The sequence below is a fragment of the Paraburkholderia xenovorans genome (assembly GCF_046030735.1).
GTDB lineage: Bacteria > Pseudomonadota > Gammaproteobacteria > Burkholderiales > Burkholderiaceae > Paraburkholderia > Paraburkholderia xenovorans_A.
Window position 1 is genome coordinate 182,697 of sequence record NZ_JAQQBV010000003.1, and the last position, 19,375, is coordinate 202,071.

At 63.7% G+C, this 19,375-nt stretch carries 13 protein-coding genes; 6 read left to right on the top strand and 7 right to left on the bottom strand.

All coding sequences use genetic code 11. From position 1 onward, the window contains the following. Positions 1-12: 12 nt before the first annotated feature. The 5 genes from PQQ51_RS04095 to PQQ51_RS04115 all read left to right on the top strand — a co-directional run bounded on the left by PQQ51_RS04095 (position 13) and on the right by PQQ51_RS04115 (position 4,517). On the top strand, positions 13-1,623 hold the full coding sequence (locus PQQ51_RS04095; RefSeq protein ID WP_408495066.1) for an ABC transporter ATP-binding protein: 1,611 nt from the start codon (positions 13-15) through the stop codon (positions 1,621-1,623). Continuing rightward, positions 1,595-2,737: an ABC transporter permease gene (locus PQQ51_RS04100; RefSeq protein WP_408495067.1), complete on the top strand. Its 1,143-nt coding sequence runs from the start codon at positions 1,595-1,597 to the stop codon at positions 2,735-2,737. The genes PQQ51_RS04095 and PQQ51_RS04100 overlap by 29 nt, the downstream gene beginning before the upstream one ends. A gap of 1 nt (position 2,738) precedes the next feature. Further along, positions 2,739-3,665, top strand: a complete 927-nt coding sequence (locus PQQ51_RS04105; protein WP_408495068.1) for an ABC transporter permease — start codon at positions 2,739-2,741, stop codon at positions 3,663-3,665. Between the two features lie 51 nt (positions 3,666-3,716). Beyond that, the gene (locus PQQ51_RS04110; RefSeq protein WP_408495069.1) at positions 3,717-4,364 is read left to right on the top strand and encodes an isochorismatase family protein; all 648 of its coding nucleotides are present in this window, start codon (positions 3,717-3,719) and stop codon (positions 4,362-4,364) included. A gap of 69 nt (positions 4,365-4,433) precedes the next feature. Next, on the top strand, positions 4,434-4,517 hold the full coding sequence (locus tag PQQ51_RS04115) for a hypothetical protein (protein WP_408495196.1): 84 nt from the start codon (positions 4,434-4,436) through the stop codon (positions 4,515-4,517). Here the strand turns inward: PQQ51_RS04115 and PQQ51_RS04120 are convergent. The 6 genes from PQQ51_RS04120 to PQQ51_RS04145 form a co-directional block, all read right to left on the bottom strand. Beyond that, complete coding sequence (locus tag PQQ51_RS04120) at positions 4,511-4,951, bottom strand: hypothetical protein (protein ID WP_408495070.1); 441 nt, start codon at positions 4,949-4,951, stop codon at positions 4,511-4,513. The two genes, PQQ51_RS04115 and PQQ51_RS04120, sit on opposite strands and share 7 nt — an antisense overlap. A gap of 324 nt (positions 4,952-5,275) precedes the next feature. Next, positions 5,276-5,455, bottom strand: a complete 180-nt coding sequence (locus PQQ51_RS04125; protein WP_408495072.1) for a hypothetical protein — start codon at positions 5,453-5,455, stop codon at positions 5,276-5,278. 48 nt (positions 5,456-5,503) lie between these two features. Beyond that, positions 5,504-6,937 carry an efflux transporter outer membrane subunit gene (locus PQQ51_RS04130; RefSeq protein WP_408495197.1) on the bottom strand — a complete coding sequence of 478 codons (1,434 nt, stop codon included), beginning with the start codon at positions 6,935-6,937 and terminating at the stop codon, positions 5,504-5,506. Positions 6,938-7,017: 80 nt separating this feature from the next. After that, entirely contained in the window at positions 7,018-10,341 is a 3,324-nt protein-coding gene (locus PQQ51_RS04135; RefSeq protein WP_408495074.1) for an efflux RND transporter permease subunit, read from the bottom strand. Then, positions 10,338-13,469, bottom strand: a complete 3,132-nt coding sequence (locus PQQ51_RS04140) for an efflux RND transporter permease subunit (protein WP_408495076.1) — start codon at positions 13,467-13,469, stop codon at positions 10,338-10,340. The genes PQQ51_RS04135 and PQQ51_RS04140 overlap by 4 nt, the downstream gene beginning before the upstream one ends. A gap of 15 nt (positions 13,470-13,484) precedes the next feature. After that, positions 13,485-14,747: an efflux RND transporter periplasmic adaptor subunit gene (locus tag PQQ51_RS04145; protein WP_408495077.1), complete on the bottom strand. Its 1,263-nt coding sequence runs from the start codon at positions 14,745-14,747 to the stop codon at positions 13,485-13,487. A 913-nt stretch (positions 14,748-15,660) separates the two neighbouring features. Here PQQ51_RS04145 and PQQ51_RS04150 point away from each other — a divergent pair. Then, positions 15,661-18,417 (top strand): hypothetical protein, encoded by a 2,757-nt coding sequence (locus PQQ51_RS04150; protein ID WP_408495078.1) that lies wholly within the window; start codon positions 15,661-15,663, stop codon positions 18,415-18,417. A 39-nt stretch (positions 18,418-18,456) separates the two neighbouring features. Here PQQ51_RS04150 and PQQ51_RS04155 read toward each other — a convergent pair whose 3' ends face one another. Further along, the gene (locus PQQ51_RS04155) at positions 18,457-19,215 is read right to left on the bottom strand and encodes an MHYT domain-containing protein (RefSeq protein WP_408495079.1); all 759 of its coding nucleotides are present in this window, start codon (positions 19,213-19,215) and stop codon (positions 18,457-18,459) included. Positions 19,216-19,375 lie beyond the last annotated feature (160 nt).

Here is a 19,375-nt window from a genome sequence, read left to right on the forward strand (position 1 = left end):
TCGGGAGTCCCTATGCCGGAGGCTTTATCGCTCACGGGCATCCGTAAGAGCTTCGACGGTTTCGTCGCGCTGGACGACGCCGATTTCACCGTGCGCTGGGGCGAAGTCCACGCGCTCCTCGGCGAAAACGGCGCGGGCAAGTCCTCGCTGATGAATATCGCGGCGGGGCTCTACACGCCCGAAGCGGGCACCCTGCTCGTCGATGACAATCCGGTGCGCCTCGCGGGTCCGCGCGACGCCGCGCGTCAGCGAATCGGGATGGTGCATCAGCATTTCAAGCTGGTGATGCCATTCACGGTGGCCGAAAACATCCTGCTTGGATTGCCCGACGGAAGCGTCGACCCGACACGCTCGCACGGACGCAAGCTGGCCGCGTTGCGTGAGGCCATCGTTCGGCAGGCGCAGGCGCTCGGCTTCGATATCGACCCCGACCGGCGCGTCGCACAATTGTCGGTGGCCGAGCAGCAGCGCGTCGAAATCCTGAAGGTGATGCTCGCCGGAGCGCGCATTCTGATTCTCGACGAGCCGACTGCGGTGCTCACTGCTGCAGAAGCCGCCGCGTTGCTCGGCACCGTGAGTCAGCTCGCGCGCGACGGCGCGGCCATCGTGCTCGTCACGCACAAGATCGCGGACGTGCGGCGTTACGCCGACCGCGTCACCGTGATGCGTGCCGGCCGCACGGTGACCACGCTCGATCCGCGCGAGGTCGACGAAGACGAACTCGTACGACTCACGGTCGGCGATGCCGTGGCGGTTCCGGCCCGGCCACGCGCGACGCCGGGTGCTGCCCGCCTCGTGTTGCGCGGTGTACGCACCTCGTCGGCGAAAGGACCGCCCGCGCTCGCCGGAATCGATCTGAGCGTGCGCGCAGGCGAAATCTATGGCCTCGCGGGCGTAGGCGGTAACGGTCAAGGCGAACTGGTCGCGGCGATCATGGGTCTCATGCCGCTCGCGGACGGTGCGATCGAACTCGCCGAAGTGGGCGACTTGCGCGCACTCGACACCGGCGCGCGACGCGATCTGGGTATCGCGTGGATTCCCGCCGACCGCTACGGACTCGCGTTGGCGGGCACGCTCTCCGTCGCGGAAAATTTTGGCGTCACGCAGGCGGATACCGGCCGCTTCGGCGGATTGCTGCGACTGGACCGCGCGCGCCTCGACGCCGCTGCGCTCGCGGCCGTGCACGCATTCGACGTGCGCGGCGTACGCTCGCCACGCCAGAAGACCGCGCTGCTGTCGGGCGGCAACGCGCAGAAGCTGGTGATCGCACGCGAGTTCGGCCGCACGCGCACGTTGCGCGTCGCGATCGCGCACAGTCCGAGCCGTGGGCTGGATGCACGTGCGGGCGCCCAGGTGCATGAACGTCTGTGCGTTGCGCGCGACGAAGGCGCGGCGGTGCTGCTCATCAGCGAAGACCTCGATGAAATTCTCGCGCTTGCGGATCGCGTCGGTGTGATCGTGCGTGGGCGCATCGTCGCCGAATTTACCGCGCCGGTGGATCGCCAGGCCGTCGGCCAGGCGATGGTGGCCACCGCAAAAGCGACGGCCCGCGATGCGCTTCACGAGCGCCCTGCCAACCCTCATGGACAGCAGCATGCCTCCGACACCGCCGAACACCCATAACCTGCCGGGCGTGAGCGCACCGGTACCTGTCGCACGACGTACGCCGCTGCTCGCGCGCCGCTATACGCTCGAGTTGCGTCAAAACGTGAGCGTGGCACGGCGCGCGACGATGTTCGCGTTGTCGCTCGCGGCAGGGTTGCTCGTCAGCGCGGCGATCCTGATCGCGGCAGGCGTGTCGCCCGCCGATCTCGTCGACGAGTTCCTCGTGCAGACTTTCACGGACCCCGAAAACCTCCGCGCCGTACTGTTCCAGGCGGCGCCGCTGATCGTGATCGGCATCGCGGCCGCGTTGGCGTTTCGTGCCCGCTTCTGGAACCTCGGGCTCGAAGGGCAAATGATTTTCGGCGCGATCGGTGCAACAGGTATTGCGTTCTATCACGTGGGGCCGCCCGCCGCGCAACTCTGGCTGATGCTGCTGGCCTCGCTGCTGGGCGGCCTGCTGTGGGTCGCGTTGCCGCTGTTGCTGAAGGCGCGGCTCGGCATCAACGAAATCATTTCGAGCTTGATGCTGAACTACGTCGCGTCGAACGGTCTGCTGTATCTCGTCTATGGCCCCTGGCAGGACCCGAAAGACGGCTTCCCGCATTCGCCGCTGTTTCCGGATTTCGCGTTGCTGCCGCATCTGCCTCACCAGGTCAGCAGCGCGATCGTGCTGGCCGCCCTGGTCGCGCTCGCGGCGTGGTGGTTCACCGAGCGCAGCCGCGCGGGGCTCTATCTGCGTTTTGTCCATGCCAGCGAAAGCGTCGCCGGCGCGCTCGGCGTGCCGGTGCAGCGGATGCTCGTCGCGACCGTGCTGATGTCGGGCGCGATCGCCGGAATGGCCGGTTTCGTGGTTGCCGATGGCCAGGAGGGACGGCTGACCGAAGCGTTCTACACGGGCTACGGATTCTCCGGTGTGCTGATCGCTTTTCTCGCCCGCAACAACCCGCTCGGCGCAAGCGCGGTGGCCGTACTCGTGGCCGTGCTGTTCGTCGCGGGACGCGGCTTGCAGGTCTTCTACCAGATTCCGTTTTCGATGGTTCAACTCATCCAGGCGATCCTCGTGATCAGCGTGGCGGCCTCGGACTTTTTCGTGCGTCACCGGTTCTGCCCGGTGCTCGCCGACGAGCAATGACATGACACTGATCGCCTCCTGGCTCACCAATCTCCCCGACTTCGCGACACCCTTCGCACTCGCCGCGCTCGGCCTGATCATTCCGGAGCGGGCGGGGATTCTGTCGCTCGGCGCGGAAGGCCTGATGCTGGTCGGCGCGCTGGTCGGCGTCGGCGCGCAACTGCAGTTTCACTCGCCGGGGCTTGCACTGGTTTGCGCGATGGCGTCGGCGTCGGCGGTGTCCGTGATATTCGCGACGCTCACGGTGTGGCTGCGCATCAACCAGATCATCGCGGGTCTGGCGCTGGTGTTTCTCTGCGAAGGCGGCACGAGCCTCGCGGGCACGATGCTCGACTGGACCAATCATCCGGTGACGGGACTGGCGGCGATTCCGCTCGGACCGCTCGCGCAATGGCCGGTAGTGGGCGGCCTGTTCAGACAGAACCTGCTGGTCTATCTGACGCCCGTGCTGTTCGCCGCCGTGACATGGTATTTGCAACGCACGACGTCGGGTCTGCGGCTGCGCGCGGTCGGCGAGAACCCGCAGGCGGCGGACGCGGCCGGCGTGCACGTGCTGTCGTACCGCTTTCTCGCGGTGCTGGCCGGCTCGGCGCTGGTTGGACTGGCGGGCGGTTATCTGTCGCTGGTCAGCACCAAACTATGGATTGCCGGGATGACGGGCGGCCGCGGCTGGATCGCCGTGGGCCTCGTGATCTTCGCGCGCTGGTCGCCGTGGCGCGCGTTGGCGGGCGCGTTGCTGTTCGGCAGCATCGAGGCGCTGATCCCGCAGCTTGCCGCCGCCGGTATCGCGTTGCCGCAGTATTTCGTGCTGATGACGCCCTACGTGGTCACGCTGGGCGTGATGGTGTGGGTCGCACTTGCGAAGCGCGGCGAAAACGATGCGCCAGGCGCACTCGGCGAGCCGTGGTTGCGCGAGGAGCGTCGCTGATTCTTTTCAATTTCCTGTTGATACTTTTCGACCATGACACTGCCGTTGCCGATGAAAAAAGTTAGCTGGAATCTGGACCCGCGTCGCACGGCGCTGATTGTCGTCGATATGCAGAAGGTGTTCTGCGAACCGGACGGCGCACTCTATGTGCCGTCCACCGTCGAGATCGTCGAGCGTATTGCGGGACTTGCCGAGGCATGCCGTGACGCGTCGTTACCGGTGATCTATCTGCGTCACGTCGTGCGTGGCGACGGCAGCGATACCGGCCGCATGCGCGACCTCTATCCGAACGTCGACACGATCCTCGCGCGCGGCACGCCGGGAATTGAGATCATCGACGCGCTGGCTCCGCAGCCGGGAGATATCGTCGTCGACAAGCTGTTTTACAGCGGTTTTCACAATACCGATCTCGACACCATCCTGCGTTCGCGCGACATCGACACGATCATCGTGTGCGGCACCGTCACGAACGTCTGCTGCGAAACGACCGTGCGCGACGCCGCGCATCGCGAGTACAAGGTGATCGTACTGGCCGATGCCAACGCTGCGATGCCCTACCCTGACATGGGATTCGGCGCAGTGTCCGCGCAGGACGTGCAACGCGTCGCGCTGACGGCGATGGCCTATGAATTTGCCGAAGTGATGGATACGGCAGGGTTGATCGCAAGGCTTGGAGCGGCCGTTAGTTGTGAGCGGTGATTGGAGATTTGCCGGTCCGGCAATCCAGGTCAATGGCGTGCCGGCACAACGCAAACCGGCACGATTCCATTGACCGTTCAGTATATTTCGACGGGCACTGTAACGGCAGGCACCGTCAAGGCCATGGCAACCTACACGCTGAGCTATCAGTAACCGCCAGGTCGCAACACCGCGCCACTCTCGGTCGCCGACCCTTTGTGCTGCGAAATGTCTACGGAGGCGTCAATTCCATTTCCCCTCCCTGCCGCCTCTGCCAGCAACTCCGCCGCATGCCGTGCCGTCATCCGGCTCTGCGCCACGCCCTTCGCATCGAGTGCGATCACCTGATAAAGCTCGCGATCGCATTCGAGTTCCTGCTGATACTGCTCGGCCGTCTCCACCAGCAATTCGAGCAAAGTCTGACGACGCCGTCTTTCTTCGCTCGTGATCGCAGGATTCCTACATATCGAAGACGCGAGTGTGATCAGCGTATCCAGTTGACCCACACTCCGGTCGCATAGATCGAATGCCGACAGCGCAAGCTTCTCGTACTGGAGGGCGTCGACAGGCGGACGCGAAGCCGGTCGAATTTTGTTGGATTTGCTCATGGTGCGATCTCCCTGTTACTTCTCGGATCGCCCGACACTCGCTTGCAAGGTGGGTGAGCGGGCACGAAGTGGGTTAGCAGACCGGGCTTGAAACAAACCGGCGAGCCTTGCGGCTCCCCACCACGGCCCGCCCATAGAGATATAGACGTGCAGAGGTAGACGCACGCCCCGCCGCGGCGGGTGTGCGGTTTCAAGCGCAGGCTGCTAAACCCGGTCATCGGGTGTTTCCCAACGACCCGAAGATTATAAATCAGACCACCCGATTTGCTTTCAGTCCAGCAAGCAAAAATTTGCTTTTGGCCGAACGGATAAGCCATGCTCACCTCAAAACTTCAGGCCGCGCACCATGAACGATGAAATGGCTGCCGAACGATGCGAGCCCGCCACGCAGCGCATGAGCGGATAGGGCGTGTCTCCGTCGATAAGATCGAGAAAGCCATTGCAATCGGCGCAATGGCGAGTGCCGACCGAGGCCGCCAGAAGAAGCGCGATGCTCGCAGCCACCTCGCCTCATGCCAGCACTCTGCGGCGTGCACAAACGTCGACGGTTTTTCACTGACCCGTCGCAGTGCCACTCCCCGTATCATTCGACAATTGCCTCTGCACATGCCGCGGATCATGCAACTCATCCGCCGACCATCCTCCCCCGAGATCGCCGAACAACGAAGCCGCATCCAGAAGCCGCGTCTCCTGAACATTCAACGCGGTCTGCTGCGTGTTCAACTGCGTAGCCTGCGCGGTCGCGACCGTCGTGTAGTCGACCGTTCCGGCCTGATATTCGTTGAACGCGATTTCCGCGCCTCGCGTGGCATCCTGCACCGCCCTATCCAGCACAACCGACTGTTCGGCCAGAATCCGCAACCCGCTCAAATCGTCTTCGACATTCTGAAACGCGGTCAACACCGTGCCGCGATAGGTGGCGACGGCCGAGTCATAAGCCGCCTTCGCCGCATCGACATTGGCGCTGCGCAAGCCGCCGTCGAACAGCGTCTCAGTAGCGCTGCCGCCCAGCGACCACACGTAGTTGGCCACATTGAACAGACCGGACAACGGCGACTGCGTGAGCCCGGCCAGCCCCGATAGCGAGATCGTCGGGTAATACGCCGCCACCTCCACGCCGATCGCCGCGTTTTGCGCGGCCATCCTGCGCTCGGCGACGGCAATGTCGGGCCGGCGTTCGAGCAGCGTCGACGGCACGCCGACGGGCACGCCCGGCAGCACCGGCATCGTGGTGCTGTGCGTGATCGACAGCTCTTCCGGGTTCTTGCCGACCAGCACGGCAATCGCGTGCGCGTCCTGAGCGCGCGCGACGCCGAGATTGATCAGACTAGATTGCGCCGATTCGAGTTGGGTGCGCGCAGTAATCACATCGGACGGCGCGATCGTGCCCGCCTTGTCCTGATCGGACACGACATCCAGATAGTGCTGATACGCAGTCACCGTTCTCTGCAGGAGGTCGATGTTGGCGTCGCTGGTGCGCAGTTCGATGATCGCGGTGGCCAACGCCACCTGCTCGGAGAGCGTCGCATTGGCAAGCGTCGCTTCGCTCGCCTGCGCAGTCGCGGCGTTTTCTTCGATCGTGCGCCGCACCTGCCCCCACAGATCCGGCGCCCAGCTCACGTTGCCTTCGAGCGAGCCCGAGTTGACCACGCGCGCCGTATTGCCGATCGAACTCCGCGCCTTGGTTCCCGAACCGGTCGCGCCGATGGTCGGAAACAGGCTCGCATGCGCGGCCCGCACTTCGGCCAGCGCCTCCTGATAGTTCGCGTAGTCCGCTCGTACGGTCTGATTCGATACCGACACCAGCGGTTCGAGCTGGTCCATCAGCGGATCGTTGAAGGCCGTCCACCAGTCGCCTTTCGGTTTGTCCGCTGCGGGTTCGGCTTGCGTCCAGCCCGGCAATTCCGAATACGTAGCGGGCACGTTGACTTGCGGCCGACGGTAATCGGGGCCGACCGTACAGCCGGCGGCCAACACCGCCAGCATCGCGACGGCCAGCGGCCGAAGCGGAGCACCACCGGACGTGTCGCCCGCCGTCGCAAAGCGGTTCAGGAAAGTCTTCATTTTCATGCCCTCGTATCCGGTTGTCCGGGTCGCTGCGCGTCGCGATTCCATGGCAGGTTGGCGGACCATCTGACCAGCCTGAATCGCAAGCGGTCGAGGTAGAGGTAAATCACCGGCGTCGTGTACAAGGTAAACACCTGACTCAGAATCAGGCCGCCCATCACTGTGATACCGAGCGGTTGCCGCAGCGAAGCGCCCTGGCCGATCCCGATCGCCAGCGGCACCGCGCCGAGCACCGCTGCGAAGGTGGTCATCATGATCGGCCGCAGACGGACCACGGCGGCCGAGTGAATCGCGTCCCGTGCCGGCATGCCTTCATTGCGCTGCAACTGGATCGCGACATCGACCATCATGATCCCGTTCTTCTTCACGATGCCGATCAGCAGAATGATCCCGATCATCGCGATCACCGAGAACGGCGTGCCGAAAATCAGCAACGCGAGCGTCGCGCCGATGCCGGCCGACGGCAGCGTCGACAGAATCGTCAACGGGTGAATCGAGCTTTCGTACAACACGCCGAGCACGATATACACAACGCCGAGCGCGGCGAGAATCAGCAGCGGCACCGTGCCCATCGACTGCGAGTAAGCCGCCGCCGCGCCCGCGAACGAGCCGTGAATGCTCGCGGGCATGCCGATCTCGCGAATCGTATCGTTGATCGACACGGCCGCCTTGCTCAACGATCCGCCGGCGGGCAGGTTGAACGAGATCGTCGCCGCGACGAGGCCGCTCTGGTGATTCACCTGCGTCGCCGTATGGCTGTTCGAATACGACGCCAGCGCCGCGAGCGGCACCATCGTTTCAGCCGACGTGCTGTCCGCGCTGCCGGTCGAACTGCCGCCCTTGCTGTTGGCGATGCTGTTGGTGGTCGCGTTGGCCTGCGCGTTCGAATTGAGCGCGTTCGTGCCCGACGACTTGCCCGTGCTGCTTTCGGTCGGCACGATCACGCCCGACACCGTCGCGCCCGGCATCTGCGTGCCTGCCGTGCCGGTGGCATTGCCCGACGCGGTGCTCAGGTAGATCTGGTTCAGCGCTTGCGGGTACTGCCAGTAGTCGGGCGCCACCTCCATCACCACGAAATACTGATTCAGCGGGTTGTAGATGGTCGACACGGTCCGCTGGCCGAATGCGTCATACAACACGTTGTCCACCTGATTCGGCGCGAAACCGTAACGCGCGGCCGTCGAGCGATTGACCTTGACGTAGGTTTGCAGACCGTTTTGCTGCAAGTCCGAATTCACGTCGAGCACCTGGTCGCGCTCCTTGCTGAGCGCGGCGACGAGCCGCGGCGTCCACTTGAACAGCGCGGCGGAATCGTCGCTGGTCAACGTGTACTGATACTCGGCTGCGGATTGCCGTCCGCCGATGCGCAAATCTTGCTGCGCCTGAATGAAGAGCCGCGCGCCCGACACGGCATTGAGCCTGGGCCGCAGACGATTCACGACGTCGGTGGCGGTGACATGGCGCTGAGCCAACGGCTTGAGTTCGATGAACACGTTCGCGGTATTCAACGCGCGGCCACCGGTAAAACCGGCCACCGACTGCACCGCCGGATCCTTCTGCACGATCTCCTGCAATTGCGCGAGCTTCTTTTGCATCGCGGGGAACGAGATGCTCTGGTCGGCAATGATCTGCCCGATCAGGATGCCCGTGTCCTGCTCGGGAAAAAAGGTGGCCGGCACCAGCTTGAACAGAAACACGTTAGCCACCAGCAGCCCGATCAGCAGCAGTATCACCAGCAGCGAATGATCCAGCACCGCTGTCAGCGAGCGCGCGTAGCCATTCTTGAAGCGGTCGAACTGCTTCTCGACCCAGATCGCCCAACGCGCTTTTGAGTGCCCCGCGTTATCGCGGCTCAGCACGTACGCACACATGGCCGGCGTCACCGTCAGCGAAATCACCAGCGAAATCAGAATCGCGATGGACAGCGTGACCGCGAACTCATGGAACAGCAGCCCGACCACGCCCGGCATCAGCATGATCGGCAGAAACACCGCGATCAGCGAGAGACTCATCGAGATCACCGTGAAGCCCACTTCGCCACTGCCTTTCAACGCGGCTTCTTTCGGACTGAGGCCAAGCTCCATGTGACGCACGATGTTTTCCAGCACCACCACCGCATCGTCGACCACGAAACCGGTGCCGATCGTCAGCGCCATCAGCGAAAGATTGTCGATGCTATAGCCGAGCAAATACATCGGCCCGAAGGTGCCCACGATCGACAACGGCAGCGCGACCGCCGGCACCAGCGTCGCGCGCGGCGACTGCAGGAAGATGAACACCACGCCCACCACCAGCAGCACGGCGATGAACAGCGTGCGCTCGGTGTCGCCCACCGACGATCTGACCGACTCCGAGCGGTCGATCGCGACGCCCACGTGCACACTGCTCGGCAGCGTCGCCTCGATCGACGGCAACACCTTGCGGATCTGCGCGACGGTGCTCACCACGTTACTGCCCGGCATCGGATACACGATCACGAGAATCGCGGACTTGCCGTTGAAGAGCCCGGCATTACGGATGTTTTCGTTCGAGTCCCTGACCTCGGCGACGTCGCGCAACTGGACCGGCGCGCCGTTGCGGTACGCGACTACGAGGTCGCGATACGGCGCGGCATGGGTGATCTGGTCGTTCGACGTGACCACGTAGCGCTGATCGCCTTCGTCGAGATGACCCTTCGCGCTGTCGGCATTGGCCGCGCTGATCGCCGCGCGCACGTCTTCGAGACCGATCCCGTAGCTGTTCAGCTTGCCTGGCTGCAACTCCACCCGCACCGACGGCAACGCGCCGCCGCCGAGCGTGATCTGCCCGACGCCGTTCACCTGCGAGAGCTGCTGCTGGATCACCGAATCCGCGGAATCGTAGAGCTGCGCCTTGGTGAGCGTGTCGGAGGTCAGCGAGAGCACCATGATCGGCGCATCCGCAGGGTTGTACTGGCGATACGTCGGGTTGCTGCGCAGCGTGGTCGGCAAATCGGCGCGCGCCGCCTGAATGGCCGCCTCGACATCGCGCGCGGCGCCGTTTATATCGCGGTTCAAGCCGAACTCGACCACGATCTGCGACGAGCCGACGTAGCTGATCGAAGTCAGTTCTTCGACATTGGCGATGGTGCCGAGCCGCCGCTCCAGCGGCTCGGCCACCGTCGACGCCATGATGTCCGGGCTCGCGCCCGCCATGTTCGCCTGCACGACGATCACCGGAAACGCGATGTTCGGCAACGGCGCGACCGGCAACCGGAAGTAGGCGAGCGCGCCGGAGATCAGGATCGCGACGGCCAGCAGCGTGGTTGCGACAGGCCGCCGGATGAATAACGCCGAGATGTTCAAGGCGCCTCCTCCGCCCCGCCTTCGGGCGAATCCACCGGCTTATTGCGGTTGCGCCAGCGGCGCGTGCGCTCGGCCATTCTGTCGAAGAACAGATAGATCACGGGCGTGGTGAATAGCGTCAGCATCTGGCTCAGCGTCAGACCGCCGATGATCGCGAGCCCCAACGGCCGGCGCAATTCGGAACCCGTGCCGGAGCCGAGCAGCATCGGCAGCGCGCCGAGCATGGCGGCGAGCGTGGTCATCAGGATCGGGCGGAAGCGCAGCAGCGACGCTTCGAAGATCGCGTCGCGCGGCGCCTTGCCGTGATTGCGTTCGGCGTCCAGCGCGAAGTCGACCATCATGATCGCGTTCTTCTTCACGATGCCGATCAACAGCACGATCCCGATGATGCCGATCACGTCGAGGTCGCTGCCGGCGATCATCAGCGCGAGCAGCGCGCCGATCCCCGCCGACGGCAACGTGGAGAGAATCGTCACCGGATGGATGAAGCTCTCGTACAGCACGCCGAGCACGATATACACCGCCACCAGCGCCGCGATCAGCAGATAGACCTCGCTCGACAGCGAATCCTCGAACGCCTGCGCCGCGCCCTGCAGCGACGACGTGATCGACGGCGGCAGGTTCACGCCCGCTTCGGCCTCGTGGATCGCCTTGACCGCCGTGCTCAACGACGCGCCCTTCGCGAGGTTGAACGAGATGGTCACCGAAGGGAACTGCGCGAGATGGCTGATCACGAGCGGCGACTTGGTGATCTCGATCTTCGCGATGCCCGACAGCGGCACCTGGCCCGTGCTGCTGGTCTGGCTCGGCAGATACAGATTGCCGATCGACTGCACGTTCGGCAGGCTCTCCGGTTTGGCGACCAGAATCACACGGTACTGATTCGACTGCTCGAAGATCGTCGACACGATCCGCTGACCGAGCGCGTCGTACAGCGCGTTATCGATCGTCGCGGGCGTGATGCCGAAGCGCGCCGCCAGTTGCCGGTTCACTTCGACGTTCACGCTGAGGCCGTCGCTATTCATGTCGCTTTGCACGTCGGCGAGCGACGGAATCTGCTTCATCTTCGCGATGAGTTCCGGCACGTACTTCTGGAACGCCTGCTGGCTCGGTCCGCGCAGCACGAAGCTGTACTGGTTCGGCGACACCGTGGTGTCGAGCGTCAGATCCTGTTCGGGCTGCATGTAGAGCTTCACGCCCGGCACATCCGCAACCGACTGTTGCAGACGCCGCGCGATTTCCTGCGCGGTATCGGACCGTTTGTCGCGGTCGCGCAGATTGATCAGGAAGCGGCCGTTGTTCAGTGTCGAGTTGGTGCCGTCGATCCCCACGTAAGACGTGAGCGACGTGACGTCCGGGTCTTTCAGGATCACATCGGCGAGCGCGCCCTGGCGTTTCACCATCGCCGAGTACGACACCGAGTTGTCGGCCACGCTGATCCCCTCGATCACGCCGACGTCCTGCACCGGAAACAGGCCCTTTGGAATCATCACGTACAGAATGCCGGTCAGCACCACCGTGCCGATCGCCACCACCAGCGTCAGCACCTGGTGATCCAGCACCCAGCGCAGGCCGCGTTCGTAGGCGTTGAGCGTCTTGTCGAACAGGCCCTCGCTGATCCGCTCGAAACGGCTCGGATGCCGCTCGGCCTGCGCGCGCAGCATCCGCGCGCACAGCATCGGCACCACGGTCAGCGAAACGATCGCGGAGATCACGATGGTGACCGCGAGCGTCACCGCAAACTCGCTGAACAGACGCCCGATCACGCCGCCCATGAAGAGCAGCGGAATCAGCACCGCGATCAACGAAATGGTCAGCGACAGAATCGTGAAACCGATCTGGCCCGCGCCTTCCAGTGCGGCTTCGAGCGGCGTCTTGCCCTCCTCCAGATAACGCACGATGTTCTCGATCATCACGATCGAATCGTCGACGACGAAACCGGTCGCGATGATCAGCGCCATCAGCGAGAGATTGTCGATCGAGTAGTTCAACTGGTACATCACAGCCAGCGTGCCGATCAGCGACACCGGCACCGAGACGCTCGGAATCAGCGTGGCCGGCACGTTGCGCAGGAACACGAAGATCACCGCCACCACCAGCACGATCGCGAGAATCAGTTCGAGCGCCGCGTCGGACACCGACGAGCGGATCACTCCCGTGCTGTCCGACACCACGGTGACTTTCATGCCGGCCGGCAGCGTGGATTCGAGCTGCGGCAGTTGCTTCATGATCTGGTTGACGGTCGCGATCACGTTCGCGCCCGGCTGCCGCTGCACGTTCAGCACGATCGCGGGCGAGCCGTTGTACCAGGCGCCGCGCTCGACGTCCTGCGCGGCCTGACTGACCCGCGCGACGTCGCGCATGAACACCGGCGCGCCGTTCTGATACGCGATCACCGTGTCCAGATAGTCTTTCGGATCGGTGATCTGATCGTTGCCGTTGATCGTGTAGTCGAGGTCCGGGCCGTCGAAGTTGCCCTTCGGCTGGCTCACGTTCACGTAGCTGAGCAGCGTGCGCAGATCGTCGATGTTCAGGCCGTAGGCGGCCAGCTTGTGCGGGTCCGCTTCGACGCGAATCGCCGGCACGTTGCCGCCGCTCGTGGTGACCACGCCCACCCCGGACACTTCGGAAATCTTCGTGCCGAGCCGGTTGTTCGCGACGTCTTCGAGCTGGGTCAGCGACATCGACTTCGACGTGACCGCGAGCGTCAGGATCGGCTGGTCGGCCGGATTCACCTTCGCATACGTAGGCGGCGCCGGCAGCCCGGACGGCAGGTAGCTGTTCGACGCGTTGATCGCCTGCTGGACGTTCTGCTCGGCAATGTCGAGGTTCAGCGAGAGATCGAACTGCAGTGTGATGACCGACGCGCCGTCCGAGCTATACGACGTCATCTGCTGCAAGCCGGGGATCTCGCCCAACTGCACTTCGAGCGGCGCCGTGACCGTGGTGGCCATCACGTCCGGACTCGCGCCCGGATAGAAGGTCTGCACCTGAATGGTCGGATAGTCGACGTTGGGCAATGACGAAACCGGCAGCACGCGCATCGCGACGAGGCCCACCAGCACGAGGGCAATCATCAGCAGCAGCGTGGCGACCGGTCGAAGAATGAACAGACGGGAGATATTCATCGGCGCGCGAGCCTGCTACGACGAAGCCGCATCGGCCGAGGCCGAGGTCGCCGCGGAAGCGGCGGCCGGCCGGGAAGCGGGGCGCCCGGCGGGCTCAGCAGCGGCGCCACTGGCCGCCGCGCCCGCAGATGCCGCTTTCGGCGCGGCCGCTTTGATCTTCGCGCCGTCGTTCAGACGGTCGGTGCCGTCCGTCACCACCTGGTTGCCTTGCGCCAGACCCGACTCGATCACCGTGTTCTTGCCGTCGCTCGGGCCGAGTTTGACCTTGTGCACCGAGACCGTATTGTTCGCATTGACCAGATACACGAAGTCCCCCGGCGCGCCGGTTTGTACCGCGGCGGTCGGCACCAGCACCGCGTTCTGCAACGTATCCACCAGCAGCTTGACGTTGACGAACTCGTTCGGGAACAGCGCTTCGTCGTCGTTGGCGAATCGGGCGCGCAACGTGACGGTGCCGGTGGACGTCGCCATCTGGTTGCTCACCGCGTATAGCGTGCCGGTGGCGACTGCGCGCGCGTTGTCGCTCGTATAGGCGGTGACCGGCAAGCTCGCGCCGCCGTTCAGGCGCTGCACGATCGAAGCCAGCGCGTCTTGCGGCACCGTGAACTGTACAGTGGTCGGCTTGATCGTGGTGATCACGACGATCCCCGTCGACGAAGAAGCGGTCACGTAGTTGCCCGGGTCGACGAGGCGCAGCCCGACCTTGCCCGACACCGGCGCGGTGATGCGGCAATAGGTCAGATCGAGGTCGTATTGCGCGATGGTCGCGAGATCGGACTTCACCGCGGCTTCGTCCTGCTGCACGAGGAATTGCTGATCGGCGAAAGTCTGCTGCGCGATCGATTTACGCTCGTTCAACTCCGTGTAGCGGACGAGATCGGCACGCGCCTGCGCGAGCGACGCGCGGTCTTTCGCGAGCGCCGCCTCGGCCTGCTGCTTGCTGATCTGATACTGGCGCGGATCGATCTGCGCGAGGAACTGGCCTTTCTGCACTTCCTGGCCTTCGTGATACCCGACCTCGGTGAGGTAGCCGCTCAACTGCGGCAACACGGTGACGGTGGCGGTCGGCGTGACCGTGCCGAGTTCGCTCAGCGTGACCGGCATCGAACCGAGCGTGGCGCTCGCCACGCTGACCACAATAGGAGCGACGTCGCGCGTGGGTTTCTTTCGGGTCAACAGGTGGACGACGACCAGCGCGATCAGCGCCAGCACGACCACCGCGAACAGAATGAGCCCGCGTCGGGAGCGCTTGGGTTGGCTGGGCGCGGCTTCGCTCATAGGTTTCTCCGAAAACAGATGCTGCCGTTAATGATTATTGGGGGAGCCGTTTTCTGCCGGACTCTTCGGACCATGCCACGGTTCGCGCAGGTTGTCATAACTCATGCCCCTTTTCCGCGATTTGTTATTCAATTGAAAGCAATGCGGACTACGAAAATACAACGCGTAATCAGCCGTAATGTTTTATCAAGGCGGCCCGGCGAGATAAAGAAGACGGCGTATGCCCGAGCGCCACATGACACTCGCAAGCGCGTTGTGGATGGATCGTATGTCGCGCATCCTGAGCCTGAAGGCATTGACTGGACAGTGATTGAGAAGCATGGCCCCAATGTACCAGGGACGCGCAACGCTTGAGTTACGGGTCTGAAACAAATTCAGAATTCGCAAGGTTGCGGTGGCTATCCGTGAGATACGCACCGAAAGCTATTTGAAATTTTTATTCGAAAACCGCTGCCCGTCTCAATGGAATTCTCCTGACATTTAATCGGCGCGCATTCTTCGAAAATTACGCGGTGAAATTCCGTTTTCGGGCGGCCACTTCGCATATCGGGCGAAGCGGGTCGCCGAATTGTGTAAGCGTGTGAGCAGGAGGCCGGCCGGTCGATACCGCAGTCGATACTGCGGTTTATACGATTGCGCGCCGAAGCCGAAGCGTTCATAACAAGAGACAGAGACATTGAAAACTATTTTTAGACCCCGGCTCGAGACGCCGACGATATCCGCTGACGCGCAAGCCGTGCAGGCACAGAGACCTGCGTCCCGCTCTACCCGCTCGTCTGGCAATGCGTTGATGCGAGGTCTCGCCGCAGTGCGGTCGACGCTGCCCGAGCGCGCTACGACTTCCCGCAATGCAAACGCGCCGGCCGCGTCGGCCCCGCGTCTGGGTGAACTGCCGGGCCCGCCTATGAGCGCGATGAATAAGGTCTCCGCCGCGCTGTCGAAAGCCACTCACATCAACGGCAACCTGCTGCAGCCCATCCTCACCACGAGTTCGACGCGCAACGGCCGCACCAGGATTCACTTCGGCGACAGGAAGTTCTTTTCCGGCACGGTCACGATCGAGCGTGACGGCCAGCCGCCCAAGCGTATCCAGGTCATCGCGGAGCGAGGCTTTCAGGGCGACGACATGAAGAAGTCGCGGCAAGCGTTCTATCCGCTCGACAACAATCTGCTGCCGGACACGTCGACCCGGCTTTATAAAAAGCCGGACGGCGAGTGGGGCATCGCCGAACAGAAACAGGACGACCCGTCGGCGCACTGGCTTCCCGCCAACGCGTTCGACAAGATCGCGAAAGACGGCTTCAAGTCCGGTTTTCACCGGGTGGGCAACCGGGAATTCTGTGTCGCGCCGACCATGCAGCATTCGAAGATGTCGAAGCAGTCGAAGCCGGTGCTGATCGAATGCCTGCGCGGTGCGACTCCGGGCGAAGACCGGTACTGCAGCGTGAACGCCGACCTGAGCGAGGGCGGCGCCGTCAAGCTGCCCGCGGACATGGCATCCGCCGATCCGTTCATCGGGCAGATTTCGAGCCGCATCGGCGCGATGTCGTGGACGAATGCCGACGGCAGCCAGCCTGCGAGGGCGGCAGCCATCAGTGCGTTTCGCGGCGGCGCGTCGGTCGTCGACGCGATCGCGTTGGGGCAGGATCTGACGCTCCGCGCGAAAGTCAATCTCGACGGCGACTCGTCGACTTATGCGGCGGCGGGCGCCAGCGCCGGCATCCTGCTGCGCGCCGGCGTGGCTCAGGACACGGCGAACCAGACAGCACAAACCGTCATCAGAATGGCGGAGACCATGCAGGCGGCGGCCGGCAACCCAACGCCACCAGTTGATCCGACTACGCTGCCGCCAGGACCGCAACGTCAATACGGAATACTGAAAGAATCCTATGACAAAGCGGCGGCCGGCTTCGGCGACACGAAACGCCAGCTTCGCGACATGGACCGCAGTGCGTTGGGCGCCGATCTCACCGGACTGACTGCGGCTGCGCGGCAATTGTTCATCGAAAAGCGATACAAGCCCAACGAGTTGGCCGACGTCGCGAAGGGATCGGCAGACAGAAGCGTCGCGCAGCTGCGCAAAGCAGTCGACCACACCGAAACGCAAGTGGTTGCGACACGCAACGCGTTGCTGGCAGCCGAGGCCGTAATCGCCGATCTCGAAGCACAACTCGCTCACCACGCACATCGACAGGGCAACGCTAATGCGACCAGCGGCACGCGGTTCGGCGCATCGCTGTTCTCGTCGCGACGCGGCGACGCGACCAACGCGAGCCACCCGGATGCGAACGTCATCGCGATCGAACGCCATCTGACGCTGGCAAAAGCAAAGTTGTCCGAGACGGAGCGCACCCACCAGACCGCATTGCAGGCACGCTCGCTCGCGGTTCGCGACCTGGACGGCGCGGGCCGCAATCGGAACGCGCGTCTTGACGTGGCGGTCAAGGCCCTTCTCGCGGCCCACACGGCCGCACCGAACGATCAGAACATCGCCCTCGCCGCCGCGCGCGCCGCGAGTGAGACGTTCCACGAGCCCGGCGACGAGCAGAAGGCCGAATGCGCGGCCGCGACCGCGCATCTCGCGATGCTGGCCGGCGCGTCGGAAAACGACGCGATGGCAGCCGCGCACCTGATCGCCGGCACATTCGATACAGGTGCCGCCTCGTTCAATACGACCGATCTGCACACGATGCAGGTCGCGTACGCACAGATCGCGAGTGCTTCCGGCAGAGCACCGACGGACGATGCCCAACTGCGTCCGCAGGTACTCGCCGCGACAGCCGCGATCGATACGCTGGGTCGCACGGGCACGAACGCGAACAACGTGACGGTTGCACGACTGATGGGCAAACTCGTTTCGGATGCCAAACCGTTGCCGGCCCAGCAGCAAACCGCGCCCGCACCGCTCTTCCAGTTCGACGAATCGCCGCCGGCGAAGACTGGCGCGCGGCCGAAGCTGAGCGCGATACCCGAGCACTACGAACCTGTCGAGTCCGAACTCGATGCGGACAAGGCGCCCTTTGTACAGGAATGGGGTCACGCGAAAATCCGCCAGGTCGAAAATCTTGGCATCAATCAAGGCGCGGGCTCGGCGACGACCACGTATCTCGTCCAGATGAAAGGGCCGAAAGGCATGATGTGGTCGGACTTCGCGTGGTCGCCGAACGCCAATCAGTTGTACGGGGAAATCCCGGTCAAGCCGCGCAACGCGCAGGCGGGGCAAACCGCGGGCCACGCCAAGGTGCTCGTCGCCTTCAACGGGATCACGGGCGAGTGGGAATCGTTTGAGCAGCGCTCAAGAGATCTGCTGGCAAAGACGACAGCGACGTTCAAAGAGATCGAGCAGGTGGTCAAATCTCGCGACGACCGGCTCGGCTTCATGCGACTACCGTATCGCGGCAAGGAGAGCGGCTACGTGCAGAACGTGCTCGATCATTTCAAAACCCAGGCGGAAGAGGAGATTCGCCTGTTCGTGCAAGGCCGCCGCAGCCAGCCGGCGTTCAAGAGCAAGATGGCTACGCTATTCATCGATCTGTCGACGAAGCTCGAGGGCGATCGCAGCCGCAAGAAGGCGATCATCCGGCATCAGATCGACTCGCTGATGCGCCTTGCGACGATTGCCGTCGGCGCGAGTTTCGGCGGCGCCCGGGTCGCCGCGGCGTTCGAATAATCCGGCCGGGCTACGCTCGCACTGCACGCAGTACCGGACTTATCGTACCGGCCCGCGGATGCGGTCGAGCGTATCGTCGATCCGCGCGACCGACCTGGCGAGAAACGCAACTCGCGCATCGAGGCGGGACAGCAGCAGCGTGGCGATGAGAATGGCGAACGCGAACGCAATCACCGCGGCTGCGAGCCATTCCGGTTTCACGCCGTTCGCCGCGCCACAAACCGAGCCGATCGGGAAATCGGCTGCGGCCATGCCCGTGTAGTGCATGCCCGCGATCGCGATGCCCATCACACAGGCCGCGCCGATGCGCTTGCGCATCACGTGCTGCTGATCCGCGCCACGCAGCGTGTTGGCAACCCAGAGCGCCACCGTGGACGCCGCGATCGCAATGACAATCGACGCGGCGAAAATTTTGGGATCGTAGCGAATCGCGGGGTTCATCAGCATCGCGGCCATGCCCATGTAGTGCATGCCGGCGATCCCCACTCCCATCAGAATGCCGCCTGCGAGCAAATGCGCGAACTTCAGACGTTCCCGCGTGACCACGTGCAATGCGAACCACGAAACGAGCACCGCGATAGCGAGCGAATAACAGGTGATCGCGAAATCGTAGCCGACCGGAATACTCAACGAAAACGATAGCATCCCGATGAAGTGCATCGACCAGATGCCGACGCCCATCGCCAAAGCACCGGCCCCGAGCCATAGAAGCCGGGCACGTGCGTAAAGGAGAATGGAAAGCCGGTCGGCGAGATCGATCGCCGTATAGGAAGCAAGCGTCGCCACAAGCAGTGACACGGCGACTAAGCCAAGGTTGTAGCTACTTTGCATAGGTGGGCGGCTTTTTCGCAAAAGCTCGATTAGTGTTAGGTCAGCAGCCCACGCGGCCCCAATGCCGGCGAAGACTGCGCTCTCAGTTCGCACTGGCCCGTGCGATTTATTCATTCTGGATTATTTG

Bases quoted from the DNA above. Each gene is read 5' to 3' on its own strand.
- PQQ51_RS04095 (WP_408495066.1), top strand. From the start codon at position 13: ATGCCGGAGGCTTTATCGCTCACGGGCATCCGTAAGAGCTTCGACGGT.
- PQQ51_RS04100 (WP_408495067.1), top strand. From the start codon at position 1,595: ATGCCTCCGACACCGCCGAACACCCATAACCTGCCGGGCGTGAGCGCA.
- PQQ51_RS04105 (WP_408495068.1), top strand. From the start codon at position 2,739: ATGACACTGATCGCCTCCTGGCTCACCAATCTCCCCGACTTCGCGACA.
- PQQ51_RS04110 (WP_408495069.1), top strand. From the start codon at position 3,717: ATGAAAAAAGTTAGCTGGAATCTGGACCCGCGTCGCACGGCGCTGATT.
- PQQ51_RS04120 (WP_408495070.1), bottom strand. From the start codon at position 4,951: ATGAGCAAATCCAACAAAATTCGACCGGCTTCGCGTCCGCCTGTCGAC.
- PQQ51_RS04130 (WP_408495197.1), bottom strand. From the start codon at position 6,937: ATGCTGGCGGTGTTGGCCGCCGGCTGTACGGTCGGCCCCGATTACCGT.
- PQQ51_RS04140 (WP_408495076.1), bottom strand. From the start codon at position 13,469: ATGAATATCTCCCGTCTGTTCATTCTTCGACCGGTCGCCACGCTGCTG.
- PQQ51_RS04145 (WP_408495077.1), bottom strand. From the start codon at position 14,747: ATGAGCGAAGCCGCGCCCAGCCAACCCAAGCGCTCCCGACGCGGGCTC.
- PQQ51_RS04150 (WP_408495078.1), top strand. From the start codon at position 15,661: ATGAATAAGGTCTCCGCCGCGCTGTCGAAAGCCACTCACATCAACGGC.